The sequence below is a fragment of the Haloferula sp. A504 genome, assembly GCF_044385805.1.
Taxonomy (GTDB): Bacteria; Verrucomicrobiota; Verrucomicrobiia; order Verrucomicrobiales; family Akkermansiaceae; genus Haloferula.
This window is the reverse complement of the sequence record NZ_JBISBU010000006.1, coordinates 97013-110191: the sequence shown is the minus strand read 5'-3', so window position 1 is coordinate 110191 and position 13179 is coordinate 97013. Positions and strand designations below refer to the sequence as shown.

Genomic DNA, 13179 nt, shown 5'->3' with positions numbered 1-13179 from the left:
CGACATGAAGAAATTCATCCTCACCTTCCTCACCCTCGCCGCCACTGCCGTCGGCGCCGCCGCCCAGGACGCCGTCACGATCGAAATGACCGGCAACGACCAGATGCAGTACGACAAGAAGGAGATCACGGCCGTCGAAGGCCAGAAGGTCACCATCAAGTTCAAGCACATCGGGAAGCTGCCGAAGGCCGCCATGGGCCACAACGTGGTGATCCTCAAGTCCGGCACCCAGATTGCCCCGTTCGCGATGAAGTGCGCTCCCGCCGCTGCGAATGACTACATTCCCGAGGACGAGGAATCCAAGTCCCTGATCATCGCCCACACCGAAATGATCGGCGGCGGCGAGGAAACCGAGGTCACCTTCACCGCCCCGGCGGCGGGCGAGTATCCCTACCTCTGCACCTTCCCCGGCCACTTCGGCGTGATGAACGGCAAGTTCATCGTCACCGCGAAGTAAGCAACCCTCAGCTCACTCGAGAGGCCGTCCGGATCCCCGGGCGGCCTTTTTTCGCAAGTCGCCTCCCGGGATTCACTCCTCCGGCCGCTCCAAAAGCACTCGATACTCGCTCCCGGCCCTTGTCGGAAAGGCAATCCTCCCGGGTTCAAGCTCGCGGAACTCCACCTCGTCGCCACCTGTAAAAACCGAAACCGGACCCGCCACCCGCAGCACGCAGTCGCGCCCATGGTCCGATCGGATCGTGGCATGAAACAGCCGGTTCTCCTTCCAGCGCAGGTCGATCTCGAAACCGCCGCGGGCCCGGATGCCGCGCGCATGACCGTCCGACCACTCCCCGGGCAACGCCGGCAGCAGGTGGATCCCATCCATGTGCGACTGCACCAGCATCTCGCCGACGCCCGACGCGTAGCCAAAGTTGCCATCGATCTGGAACGGCGGGTGGGCGCAAAGCAGGTTGTCGTACACATTCCCACGCAGCATCTCGGCGAGCAGCTTGTAGGCGCGGTCGCCGTCGTGAAGGCGCGCCCACATGTTGATCTTCCAGGCCTTGCTCCAACCGGTGGCTCCGTCGCCGCGGGCATTCATCGAGACCCGCGCCGCTTCGGCGAGCTCGGGCGTCGTCAGCGGTGAGATCTGGCACCCGGGATGCACGGCGATCAGGTGCGAAAGGTGGCGGTGACGGTTCTCCGGGTCGTCGCGATCCACCATCCACTCCTGCAGCTGGCCCCACTTGCCGATCCGGGGTCCCAGCAGACGGTCGCGCATGTCGATGGCCTTGGCGCGCTCCTCTTCGTCGATCCCCAGGATCTCCGAAGCCTCGGCGAAGTTCGACAAGAGGTCCCAGGCAAGCTGCTGCTCGAAGCTCACCCCGTCCTCGCTTTTCGGGCCATGCTCGGGCGACCAGCCGTCCGGCGAAACCAGCACGGTGCCCTCCCCGTCCGGCGACGGGATTTCCACCAGGTGGTCCTCCCAGAACATGAAGAGATCCTTGAGCGCCGGGTAGGCCCGCGCTTTCAGGTAATCCTCATCGAGCGTGTACCGGTAGTGGTCCCAGAGGTTGTTCGCCAGCCAGGAGGCGTCGCCGATCGACCATCGGTAGCTGCCGCCTCCGAAAATCCCGTTCTCCACCCGCATGGCGAAGCCGCGCTTCTTGAAGTGCTCCCAGGTCTCCTCCCGCCGCACCTCGCGGATCGCGTGAAACCAGTCGGCAAAGGGCTCGAAACACTCGCCCAGATTCGCCTGGTCGACGAACCAGTAGTTCATCTGGAGATTGACGTCGGAATGGTAGTCGCAGCGCCACTCGGGATCGTTGCGGTCGTTCCACAAGCCCTGAAGATTGGAGGGCAGGCTGCCGGGCCGCGAGCAGCTGATCATCAGGTAGCGCGCATATTGGTACATCAGTTCTTCCAAATCCGGATCCGGCTTTCCCGTGCCTCCCACCGCCTCGGCCTCATAGACCGTCTTCTCCCCGGGTCCGGGGCCGTCACCCCGGTAGGCCGCCATCCGCTCGTCGGTCGGCAACGCCAGCTGATCCGATGCCGTGGTGCCCCAGTCGACCGTCATCCGGCCATACAGCTCCCGGTAGTCGGCCACATGCTCCGTCAGCAGTTCCTGGAACGGCCGCTTGGCCGCCGACTCGACACGCTGCTTCACCTCCTCCACCGGATCGCCCTCGGTCCAGCCCCGGTCCCGGTGCGGGACGTAATCGGTCGCCGCCCCGACGAAAACCGTTAGACTGTCGCAGCCCTTGAAACGGATCGCCCCGTCGGCCGCCTCGATGGCCCCGCCTTCATGCCGCACGAGCACCCGGGAGGCATACTTCAGCACGACCGGATCCTCCCACGTCCTGCCGGGTTTCGGATAGAACTGATGGCGGATGGTGTCGCCGGCCGCCGAGAGCACGTTCCCTTCGGCCACGATCGTTGCGTCGTGCGCGTCGGTCAGCCGGATATGCCCGGAATGAGCACCGGGCGCATCCGCGGTGAAGCGAAAGATCATGACGCCGGCGGGTGCGCTGACGAAACCATCCCGGGTGTAGCGGACTCCCTTGCTGGTGTAGTGGACGCGATGGATTGCCCGACTGATGTCGAGCTGCCGCCGGTAGTCGGAAAGCTCCTCGTGATCGAAGGCAATGAAGACGTCTCCGAAAGCCTGGTAGGCTCCCGTGTTCGTCTCGCCGCCGATCCACAGCGAGTCCTCGTTGAACTGGATGCGCTCCTCGGGAACGCCACCGAACACCATGCAGCCCAGGCTGCCGTTGCCCAAAGGCAGTGCCTGCTGCTGCCAACTCGCGGCCGGTTCGTCATACCAAAGAACCCGGTCCGCACCGGACTCGGCCGCAGCGGCGGAAAACATGCCGAGCAGCATCGGGAAAAGCGATCTTCGCATGGATCCGCTTACGGACCGGACGGCCCAGTCTATCCCGGATTTCTCACGCCCCGTGAGGAATCCGCACCCGAGAGCGCGAGGGCCGACGGAGTCGGGGTTAGCCCCGATAGGCGATGGAACCAGCTGTCTTTTCCGCCGGAGAGTGCCGTCGCCGTATCGGTCCCGACCCGGTCGAAATGCATTTCTCACGCGTGAGAAATGCAGGCTAACTTCGCGCCATCACCCGCAATACGAGGCTCCCTGCCTGCCTCCAGATTCACTACAGTCTGGGGTTGATTACGTCAGAAAAAGAGTCATTTTATCTGACGTAATGGCCAGGCCACTGACCCATCACAGCACGGCTGATCGGATTCGACGGGAAGTCACGAAATCCAGCCCGGATACCGTGTTCCACGCGGGGCAATTCCTTGAACTTGCGAGCCGTGCCGCCATCGACAAGGCATTGTCGCGCTTGGTGGAGTCAGGATTTCTAAAACGGCTGGCGCGAGGACTCTATTATCAGCCGAGGACCCATACCGTTCTCGGCGAAATCCTGCCGCCTGTGGAGGCTGTGGCAAAGGCGCTTGCCGACCGGGATCATGTGAAACTTCAGCCCTTCGGCGGCTATGCCGCCAACCTGCTGCGCCTCTCGGACCAGGTTCCGGCCCGCGTGGTCTTCCTTACCGACGGCAAGGCCCGAATGATTCGCTACGGAAATCGGACGATCGAATTGAGGCGGGCCTCACCCCGCATGATGGCAGCCGCAGGCCGGACGACGGGCCTGGTCATTGCGGCACTCCGCTACATCGGCAAGGACCACATCACTCCGGCACGGGTGGCGCACCTGCGCAAGCTGCTGTCTCCCGAGGATCGTCGCCGCCTGCTTGAGGATCTCCCGCTCGCACCGGCCTGGATGCACCCCCATTTCAAGGCCATCGCCAGGGAGGACGACGCCCCGTGAAATCCTTCGCCACGCTTCCCGCCGCAGAACGCGCCCTCTACTGGCGCAACCACGCCGAGCGTGCGGGTGTGCCGGAGTTCATTGCGGAAAAGGACTTCTGGGTCTGTTGGCTGCTCCGCCACATCTTTGCCACCCCCGAACTCGGGGCGCAGTGTGTCTTCAAGGGCGGCACGTCTCTCTCCAAGGTCTTTGGTGCTATCCATCGATTCTCGGAGGACATCGATCTTGCACTCACCCCCGCCTCGCTCGGGTGGGAGGAAGCCGATCTCGACAATGCGCCCTCCCATTCCCAGCGCCGGAAGCGCAATGCGCAGCTCCAGGCGGATTGCTCTTCCGCGGTCGAGACGCGGTTCATGCCCGCTCTCGAAACCGTGGTGACCGCCGCCCTCGGCCCCCGGCCTGAAACGGGCCACTGGTTGAGCTTCGAGCAGGACGCCGCGTCCCGCTCGCCGGTCATCCTCTTTCCCTACCCGCGTGCGGTCGCGCCCGGTTCGTACATTCCGCCGCTCGTCAAAATGGAGTTCGGGTCATTGACCGACCAGCGGCCCACCGGCACCCACACGATCACACCGTTGATCGCCAGACTCGCGCCCGATGCGTTCGACGACTTCCACGCCGAAGTGTGCGCTCTGGAAATCGAACGGACGTTCTGGGAAAAGGCCACCATCCTGCACGCCGAATACCACCGGCCAACCGACCAGCCGATCCGGGACCGGTTCGCGCGCCACTACTCCGACTTCGCCGCACTCTGGCAACACCCCGGCGGCCGTGCCGCCGCCGCACGAGTCGATCTGCTGGAGCGGGTTCGCCTCCACAAGAGCCGCTTCTTCGCCTCAAGCTGGGCTCGTTACGAAACCGCCGTTCCCGGCACGCTGCGCCTCGTCCCGCCGGACGCGCGGATCCCCGAACTCCGCCGCGACTATGCCGTCATGGAACCGATGTTCCTTTCCCCGCCACCAGAGTTCGATACGGTGCTCGCGACGCTGCGCGAGGCGGAAGACACCATCAACGCGACCTAGCATGCAATCCGACCGCATCAAGAGCTGGCCCGCTGATGAACGACCCCGCGAAAAGCTCTTCGCGCACGGTGCGGAAAGCCTCAGCCCCGCCGAACTCTTGGCAGTTGTGCTGACAAGCACAAGGGCCCCAGCTAAGACATCCCGTCGTGGATCTTCAACGAGATCGACGAAAGCCACCTGATAATCGCGGACCTGACCGACGAGAAGCCCAACGTCTATTGCGAGGTCGGCTACGCCAAGTTCCGGGGCGTCCCGTTCATCCTCACCTTCCACAAGCATAAAAAAGAAGGATGTCGCGCCTTGTGACGGGGAATCCTCACCCGGCAACAGGGTCCACTTCGAATTGGCTCCTCATCGCTACGTCGCCTACGAAAGCGCGATGGAACTTCGCGACAGGCTCAACGAAGAACTGGAGGCATGGTATGATAAGAGCCTTCCCGAAGGCAGGCCCGTAGGGTGGCTGTGACTCCATTCAGGGCTACGACTTTCTTCCGGCTTTGGATACACGGCTGCCTTGGGAGCGTTCGCCATCGCGAAAAACCGACAGGGCTTACTCGGGAGCCACGCTTCAGCGAAAAAATGGAACACCAATCCTGTTTTGTCACATTTTTGAAAAAGATGACAAAAGCTGATTCTGACGTCTCTCGGTCCTTATCCAGTTTCCTCGCACAGCTCGGAGGCGCACCCGATGGAGAAGAAGTGAGCGACGCCCGCCCGTCGCCTGACCGTCACGGACATGAACGCTCAGGCCCGGGCCGCCCGGTCCATCGGGCTGTTTCCAAGACATGGACCGCCCTTCATTTCATGACCGGGACGGTCAGGCCACAGGCAGGCGGATCAGGCTTTCTCTTTCAGCAGATCGCGGATCTCGGTGAGGAGCTTCTCCTCGGCCGGCGGCTCCGCGGGCGCGGCCTCTTCCTCCTCCTTCTTCTGCATCGCCACCATCAGCTTCTTCACCACCAGGAAGACGGCGAAGGCCAGCAACAGGAAGGCGATCGAGTCGGTGATGAACTGGCCGTAAGCGATCGCCACTTCGGGCTTCGCCGCCGTCACGATGGCGTCGCCGTCCTTGACCTCGGCCACACCGGGCTCGAGCACCCACTTGAGCTTGGTGAAGTCAACCCCGGCAATCAGCTTGCCCAGCGGCGGCATCAGCACGTTGTCGACGAGCGACTTCACCACGGTGCCGAAGGCACCACCGATGATGATGCCGACCGCCATGTCCATCACGTTGCCCTTGAAGGCGAACTCCTTGAATTCCTTGATCATGTTCCTGAGGTTGCTTGTTAGGAGGTTGAATCAAGCGACTTCGGGAATGCCTGGCAAGAACACAGGTCGATGGCCGGCTCACTCCTTCTTGACCCAGGCACTCACGGCATGGACCGGATCGAGTCCCTCACCCAGAAAATCGGGAAGCCCCCCCGCACTGAAGCCGCTGGCCTCCCAATCATCCCCGTCCTTCGAGAAGAATGCCGTCACCGTCAGTTTCTCCGTCTTGTCGCCGTGGGAGAAAGACACCTCGATCTCGGCCGAGCCTTCCTTGCCATCGTTCTCCATCTTGCCGATGGAATCGACGACGGCCTTGATCTCGTTGCCGTTCTTCGCCGTGAACGACGGGGCCAGTGAGCCGAGGTGCTTCCGCGCGGCGGCCTCGAAGCCCGGATCCGGATCACCCGCCGGCTCGTCGTCATCGCTGTCGAAACTGAACGATCCACCCATATCGATTTCGCCCCCCTCAGCCTCCTGCTTCGACGCCTCTATCAGTTCCTTCAACTCATCGGACTGCCCGGCCTTCGCCTCCGCCACCTCGGCCTGATAATCGAAGATCGGCTCACCTGCCTTGAAGACAATCCTGAAGTCCTCGCCTCCGAAGGCCGACTCCATGACTTCCGGGGGCATGTCGCCCGACTTGCTGTCCATGCTCCCCTCGGCCGCGAGCTTCTTCATCACCTCGTCATCCATCAGCACCTTCTCCATCCCGTCCAACATCTGCCGGCCCGTGTAGGTGACCGTCGCGGCGTTGGAGCCCTTCTTCTCGAAGATCTCCGTCTCCTCGATCTCGCCGGCCACCTTGATCGCAATCCTGCTCTTCATCCCCTCCATGATCCCCGCCATCATCGGCTTGGCCTGGCGGAATTCCATCCGCTGCTTCTTGATTTCCGCCTCGATGTCCTCGGGGGGATCCGCCGCCCCGGTCTCGTCCTCATCCCCGGCCATGGGCATGAAGCTCAGCGTGATCACGCCCCCGGCCTCCTCCATCCGCCAGCGGGTGTTGCCCATGTCCGAGGACATGCCGCCGCTGTCCATCGAGCCGACCGAGAACTTCGTGATGTCCGGGAAATAGGCAACGCCGGTGAATTCCGTCATGCCCTCGTCGTCGACACGATACCTGACGTCCGACCAGGCCTCGACCCCCTGGGCTCCACCCAGCAGCCCCACGGCGGTATCACGGGCCATTTTCCCGGGGTCCGGTTTTTCGGCCTCTTCTCCGAAGCCGATTCCGAGGTCGGGACCCCCGGCGACCCGGATCTTGACCAGCGCCTTGCCGGAGCCGTCGGGGTTCAGGACGATCTTTTCGTCGGTTTCGAGGCAGCTGGTCAGGGCGAGCGCGGCTGCGGCAGGAACCAGGAACAGGGGGCGGGCAAGGGATCTCATCATGGTATGTGGGGAGTTGGTCAAAGAAGGGCATACCAAAAGCGGTCCGATCCTCCAGCTACATACCCGGCACATTTTTGGAACATGGCCGCTCCCCGGCCCGGGTGCGACTGAAAGTAGTCGGCAAACCGGTTTGGAGGAATGACGAATGAGGAAATCCCGAATGTCGAATGTCGTGTCGAAGGGAAATGGGCCGGTCCTTGTCGGGCGTCGAGGCTTGCTGGTGCGCTGCAAGCCGAAGGCTCGCCCGGCGATGACGCCTGGATGCGGCTGTCGATCATCTTCCTCTCAAAGCACTCCATTCGGCATTCGGCAATTTTGTATTCGAAATTCTTCCGCGGATCTCCTCACCCGGTGAAAAATGCCCGCCAATTCCAGTGGCACTCCTCCGGACCTTCCCCTTTGACATCCTCCCGTCTCACGACCACCCTCCGCGCGAACCGCGAAACCACTGCATCCCATGGCCTACGATCTCATTGTCATCGGCGGCGGACCCGCCGGCTACGTCGCCGCCATCCGCGCCTCCCAGCTCGGAAAGAAAGTCGCCTGCGTCGAGGCGGACCGCGCCGGCGGCACCTGCCTGAACTGGGGCTGCATCCCGACCAAGGCGCTCCTCAAGAACGCCGAGCTGTTCCACACGCTCTCCCACCGCGCCAAGGAATTCGGATTCTCCTTCGACAACCTGAGCTACGACTGGTCCTCGGTGATCGGCCGCTCGCGCAAGGTCTCCGACCGCCTCGCCGGCGGCATCGAGTTCCTGTTCAAGAAGAACGGCGTCGAATACGTCCGCGGTCACGGGGCCATCACCGGACCGGGCAAGGTCGAGGTCACCGCGAAGGACGGCTCGAAGTCCTCCGCGGAAGCCAAGCACATCATCGTCGCCACCGGCTGCAAGTCGCGCGACCTTCCCGGCCTGCCCTTCAACGGCACCTCGGTGATCGGCTCGAAGGAAGCCATGGTCGTCGAGAAGCAGCCGAAGGAGATGATCATCATCGGTGCCGGCGCGATCGGCGTCGAGTTCGCCTACATCTACAATGCCTTCGGCACCAAGGTGACCGTCGTTGAAATGCTCGACCGCCTCGTCCCGGTCGAGGACGACGAGATCGGCGACGCGCTCGAGAAATCCTTCACCAAGCAGGGCATCCGCTGCCTCACGGGCCACAAGGTCACCGCCACCAAGGACCACGGCGACCGCGTCGAGGTCACGGTCGAGGGCGCCAAGGAGAACGGCACCATTTCCGCCGACGTCTGCCTCGTCGCCATCGGCGTCCAGCCGGTGCTGCCTGGCGGCCAGGAAATGAAGCTCTCCGAGCGCGGCTACATCGAGGTCGGCGACCGCTACGAGACCTCGATCGACGGCGTTTACGCGATCGGCGACATCACCGGCCCCCCGTGGCTGGCGCACACCGCGTCCTTCGAGGCGATCCAGTGCGTCGAGGGCCTCTACGTCGACGGCCACACGCCGCGCAAGGTGACCAACTTCCCCGGCTGCACCTACTGCCACCCGCAGGTCGCCTCGGTCGGCAAGACCGAGCGCGCGCTCAAGGAAGAGGGTGTCGAGTACACCGTCGGCAAGATCCCCTTCATGGCGATCGGCAAGGCCATCGCCGCCGGCGAGCCGGACGGCTTCGCCAAGCTGCTCTACGGCAAGAAGCACGGCGAGCTGCTCGGCGCCCACATCATCGGCGACAACGCCACCGAACTGATTGCGGAGATGGGCCTCGCCCTCGACCAGGAACTGACCGGCGAGGAGATCCACGCGACCATCCACGCCCACCCGACGATGAGCGAGGTCATCCACGAGGCCACCCTGGCCGCCGAAGGCCACGCCATCCACTTCTGAGTATGGAGAAAAGCGGCTTCCAGCCGCCGACCCCTCTCAAACGCCCGCCGGCTCACGCCGCCGGGCGTTTTTTTCTGCATGCAGAGAGCCTGCCGAGCCTTTGCTTGAGCAAACGCCTGAACCAGAGGACTTTTGACCTTGGACCTTCAGACCTTCGACCGCCTTGCCCTGAGCCACATCGAATCCCGAGAACACGCCAAAGGAAGCGCCATTCCGCCTAGTCGCCGCCTTCCTCGATTCTCACCAGCTTCATGACCGGTGCGAAGCCGGTGAGGTCCTCGGACTGAACAAGGCCGGTGCCCGGGTGGTACCACTGGCGCTCGCTGGAGACGTCGAACCACTCCTCGGAGAGTTGCTCGGTCCGGCGCTCCACCACCACGCAGTCCTTGAAGGTGCCGGCCGGGACCTCGACGTCTTCGAGCCCGAGGACCCGGATCTCGATCTCCGTTTTACCGCGGTCGAGCTCCGTCTCGCCTTCCTCGACATATCGACTCGTCCACGACGACCGGCTGCGATGCACCGCACCCTCGCGGAACTCCTTCGGCAGGATTCGCTCGGGCTCCGGATACTCGCCGCTGTGCTCGCCTTCGGTCCACGACAGGAGTTGTTCGCCGTCGCCGATCAGGGAGGTGCCGCGATAGACGCCCTCGCCGTCGGGGTCGGCGTAGGGTTCCTCGGTCACGATGCGGGTTCCGTCCTCGGTCTTCTCCATCGTCTTCACTTCCCAGCTCCAGGTGTGCTTGCCCATGGCATTCGCTCCCTCGTAGTGAAGCACCCGGCCGGGCTTGAGCGGCACCAGTTCACGGATGTCCGCCAGCTTGCGCCCACCCTCGCGCTCCGCTGCCGAAGTTTCCTCCCGCTGGTCCTGACCCGCGTGCAGCCGCGCGCGCAGCCCGTCGTCCTCGAAATCGAGCGCGGTCCGGAGTCGCTCGAAGCGCTCGAAGAAGTCGACCGGTTCGCCCTCCATGCGGGGTGCCGCCGGATGCCCGTAGGCGGCCGACTCGAAGGTGCGCGCCTCCTCGTTCCAGTGGAAGCCCTTCCCGCCCGGGCACGCGATCCGGGAACCAAAATGGTTCTCATGGAACTGGAGAGCCTGCTCATCCGGAGCGATGCGATGCCACTCGTTGAGAATCGAAAGGGCCGCCCAGCTCTCGCGTTGCCGGAGCGAATCGGTGTCGGCAAGGAGCAGACCGATGGGACCGTTCACAAGGAAGCCCGGGCTGGCATCGAGCGACAGGCTCCTGCCGGAATTCACCGCCTCGGCATCGACCGCCTCGGCCAGCCCAAGATCCATCGCATTCCTGAGGATCCGTTCGTCAAGTGCGAGGATCAGGGCCTTGGGCATGATGGCGTAGCAGATCCGGAAGTCCTCACCCATGTCCGCCACGGAGCGGATCACGATGTAGGAGCGGTCGCCGTGCTTGTGCGTCTCCCATTTCATCGTGTCCGGCGCAGAGGTCTCGACCATGCCCCGCATCGCGGTGAGGAAGAGCCCGAGCTTGATCGCGCTTCTCGACTCAATCCTCATCGAGACGGGAATCTTGTTCCACAACTCGAAGGCCATCGATTCGAGGTCTCCCGAATGCTCCCACAACAGGCTCTGGTGAAGGTCGATCGAAATCGCGTCGCCGACCCACGAGAGCGGCTTGATCTTCAAGCCGGGGAGCATGGGTGTCAGCTGTTGGTTGAAGTCCTCGAACATCGGCCCGTCGGCATCCACCGCCAGCGCCAGATGCAACATCGAAGTGGCCGGGCGGGTGCGGGCCTTCTCGGACAACTCCGAGTCCCCGGCAAAAGCCATCATCTCCCGGTAGTCGCTGCCCACCGTGAGCGGCAGGACCGTGAGGTCGGCGTCGTAGCCGTCCTCATCGATCGAGAGCCGGAGGGCAATCGGATCGAAAACCTGCGACCAGCCCTGTTCGTAGCCGGTCCGCCAGCGGACATAGGCATCCCTTTCCGCCGCGCTGGCCTCGGTGATCGCCAGTTCGGAGACCGGGGTCAGAAACCCGGCGTCGCCGAAACGTCCGCTGCGCGCCATGCCATCGACGATCTCCACCTTGCCGAGAAGCTCCGCATAGTCCTCGTCGCCACCCTCACCGGAGATTCCGCGCGAAGTCAGTTCATCGAGCGCGGCCAGCGCCCGGTTGCGCCGCGAGACGCCGATGCGCAACTCCGGTCCCGCCCAGCGCCGGATGGTCGCATCCGACAGGAACACAAAGGCCGATCCCGGGTCGTCAAGTGGGTAGCGGGCCCGGAAGAAACGGAACTCGTCCGTGCCACCAAGGGCTTCGGCCTTCCCGAGCGCAACCTCGGTGAGTCGCCCGACCTGGACCGGAGAGTTGGTCACGGCCACCAGTCCCTTCACCTTCACCAGGTGACTTGAAACGGATCGGTCGGGGCTCACGAAGGACAGCACCGTCGAGTCCCCGCCTTCCGCCTCCACCCCATCGATTCCCACCCGCAGACCGATCGACTTGGCCAGCATGTCGAACAGGAGGTCCGGCTTCCCGGTCTCGAAAAGCAGCGCGACATCGGTGCCGGTCGGGAAAAACGCATCGCCTCCCGTGAGGGCCACGGATTTCACCGGCAGCAGACGCGTCGTCACATCCGGCAGGTCCAGGCCGAGCTGGCGGCGATAGCGGCCGATGAGCTCGGCGTAGGGGTTGCGGGCATCGAGGCGGCTGAAGGCCGACACCGGCTCGCGTTCCAGGCGGTCGAGCAGCCCGAGCAGCGTCGGAAGCGACGGCGAAAACATCGCGTGCTGGTCGTGAGGGATGAACCGGGCCAGCGGGTCCACCGCAATCTCCCCCTCCGGCAGACGTTCCGCCCAATCGATCTCCGCGACGGTGATCCCCACGATGTCGGCGACCGGCACGGGCTTGGCCTCCGCGTCCTCCGAGGTCGCCAGGATCAGGTCCCGGTCGAGCGCCAGGTTTTCGGAAATCGCCCGTCCCCCGCTGAAGACCTGGAAGGAATCGTCCAAGCGCTCGCCGACCCGCGGAACGGCATCATCTTCCTGCCTCTTCCCCGCCAGGTGCCGGAACCAGGCCTTGCCCGGCCCGCCCGCCTGCATCCGCCTCGAAGCCCAGGCCCGCCGGGCCTTGAGGAACTGCTCCTCGTCGCAGGACTCCCCCGCATCGGCAGCGAGCTGGAAGGCAAACGACGCCACGGTCGCCCCGTCTCCCCCCGGGCCCAGATCGATCACGCCCGAAAGACGGCCGTCCTCGGGCACCTTGAAGAATACCCGGCCCTCCCCCTGCGGGATGGGCTGCCGATCCTCCTCATCGAACTCCAGCAGAAAGTAGGCCTCGCCGTTCACCCGCACGTCGGGCCAGGCACCGCCCCACGGCGAGACGGGGTGCTTTAGTGCGGTCTCGAGGGCATTCTCCGCCTCCTCGAAGCCGATCTCCGAAACCGCGATCGACCGGTATTCGGCCGGGGCGGCAGGGACGCCAAACACCATCGCGATCCAAACCACCGCAAGCACAGGGAGACTCTTCATGAATTCACTCTGGGCCCGCAAAAGCCAAAGAGAAGCTTTTCCACCGACGACTTCCTCCATCCCGTCCGGCCGCAAAGCACCACCCACCGGGTGTACCTGAAAGTGGTGGGCATGGCCGGGACTTGCCGGCCGCCCGGCATCACTCTCTAGACTGCGGCGATTCATCGCCGCTTTGGCGAAGCATTTCAATGCGAGCCGGGCCATCGGCGATGAATCGCTTCCATCAAAGCGGCGATGAATCGCCGCAGTCTAGATTTCCCGGCGGCTCCCCATCCGGGGCGGAGTGAAGCCAGGGAGCAAGGGAGCAAGGGAGGAACACCGAGCCTGAAAAGTCCGGCCGTGGCCCACTGCTTCGCGGTCACCCCAACCGCTCTG

8 protein-coding genes and 1 pseudogene are annotated in these 13179 nt (G+C 64.0%); 5 read left to right on the top strand and 4 right to left on the bottom strand.

Annotated features, from left to right (window positions below):
* The first annotated feature begins 4 nt into the window (after nucleotides 1-4).
* On the top strand, nucleotides 5-457 hold the full coding sequence (locus ACG2LG_RS04960; RefSeq protein ID WP_396256877.1) for a plastocyanin/azurin family copper-binding protein: 453 nt from the start codon (nucleotides 5-7) through the stop codon (nucleotides 455-457).
* A 72-nt stretch (nucleotides 458-529) separates the two neighbouring features.
* Here ACG2LG_RS04960 and ACG2LG_RS04955 read toward each other — a convergent pair whose 3' ends face one another.
* Complete coding sequence (locus ACG2LG_RS04955; protein WP_396256875.1) at nucleotides 530-2845, bottom strand: glycosyl hydrolase family 95 catalytic domain-containing protein; 2316 nt, start codon at nucleotides 2843-2845, stop codon at nucleotides 530-532.
* A gap of 310 nt (nucleotides 2846-3155) precedes the next feature.
* On the opposite strand from ACG2LG_RS04955, the gene ACG2LG_RS04950 reads away from it, so the two are divergent.
* The 3 genes and pseudogenes from ACG2LG_RS04950 to ACG2LG_RS04940 form a co-directional block, all read left to right on the top strand.
* A complete protein-coding gene (locus tag ACG2LG_RS04950) occupies nucleotides 3156-3785 on the top strand; it encodes a DUF6088 family protein (protein WP_396256873.1) in 630 nt (209 codons plus the stop codon).
* Entirely contained in the window at nucleotides 3782-4804 is a 1023-nt protein-coding gene (locus ACG2LG_RS04945; RefSeq protein ID WP_396256872.1) for a nucleotidyl transferase AbiEii/AbiGii toxin family protein, read from the top strand. The genes ACG2LG_RS04950 and ACG2LG_RS04945 overlap by 4 nt, the downstream gene beginning before the upstream one ends.
* A gap of 1 nt (nucleotide 4805) precedes the next feature.
* Nucleotides 4806-4916 (top strand): annotated as a pseudogene (locus ACG2LG_RS04940) (UPF0758 domain-containing protein); the annotation flags it as partial.
* A 725-nt stretch (nucleotides 4917-5641) separates the two neighbouring features.
* On the opposite strand, the gene mscL reads toward ACG2LG_RS04940, so the two are convergent.
* On the bottom strand, nucleotides 5642-6073 hold the full coding sequence (gene mscL / locus ACG2LG_RS04935) for a large-conductance mechanosensitive channel protein MscL (protein ID WP_396256870.1): 432 nt from the start codon (nucleotides 6071-6073) through the stop codon (nucleotides 5642-5644).
* A gap of 78 nt (nucleotides 6074-6151) precedes the next feature.
* A complete protein-coding gene (locus tag ACG2LG_RS04930; protein ID WP_396256868.1) occupies nucleotides 6152-7462 on the bottom strand; it encodes a hypothetical protein in 1311 nt (436 codons plus the stop codon).
* Between the two features lie 457 nt (nucleotides 7463-7919).
* Here ACG2LG_RS04930 and lpdA point away from each other — a divergent pair, with 457 nt between their 5' ends.
* Entirely contained in the window at nucleotides 7920-9302 is a 1383-nt protein-coding gene (lpdA, locus tag ACG2LG_RS04925; protein ID WP_396256866.1) for a dihydrolipoyl dehydrogenase, read from the top strand.
* A gap of 217 nt (nucleotides 9303-9519) precedes the next feature.
* Here the strand turns inward: lpdA and ACG2LG_RS04920 are convergent, their stop codons facing one another.
* Nucleotides 9520-12804, bottom strand: a complete 3285-nt coding sequence (locus tag ACG2LG_RS04920) for a hypothetical protein (RefSeq protein WP_396256864.1) — start codon at nucleotides 12802-12804, stop codon at nucleotides 9520-9522.
* Nucleotides 12805-13179 lie beyond the last annotated feature (375 nt).

What these genes read in the sequence shown, in the direction of transcription:
- ACG2LG_RS04960 (WP_396256877.1), top strand. Translation starts at nt 5, where the DNA reads ATGAAGAAATTCATCCTCACCTTCCTCACCCTCGCCGCCACTGCCGTC.
- ACG2LG_RS04955 (WP_396256875.1), bottom strand. Translation starts at nt 2,845, where the DNA reads ATGCGAAGATCGCTTTTCCCGATGCTGCTCGGCATGTTTTCCGCCGCT.
- ACG2LG_RS04950 (WP_396256873.1), top strand. Translation starts at nt 3,156, where the DNA reads ATGGCCAGGCCACTGACCCATCACAGCACGGCTGATCGGATTCGACGG.
- mscL (WP_396256870.1), bottom strand. Translation starts at nt 6,073, where the DNA reads ATGATCAAGGAATTCAAGGAGTTCGCCTTCAAGGGCAACGTGATGGAC.
- ACG2LG_RS04930 (WP_396256868.1), bottom strand. Translation starts at nt 7,462, where the DNA reads ATGATGAGATCCCTTGCCCGCCCCCTGTTCCTGGTTCCTGCCGCAGCC.
- lpdA (WP_396256866.1), top strand. Translation starts at nt 7,920, where the DNA reads ATGGCCTACGATCTCATTGTCATCGGCGGCGGACCCGCCGGCTACGTC.
- ACG2LG_RS04920 (WP_396256864.1), bottom strand. Translation starts at nt 12,804, where the DNA reads ATGAAGAGTCTCCCTGTGCTTGCGGTGGTTTGGATCGCGATGGTGTTT.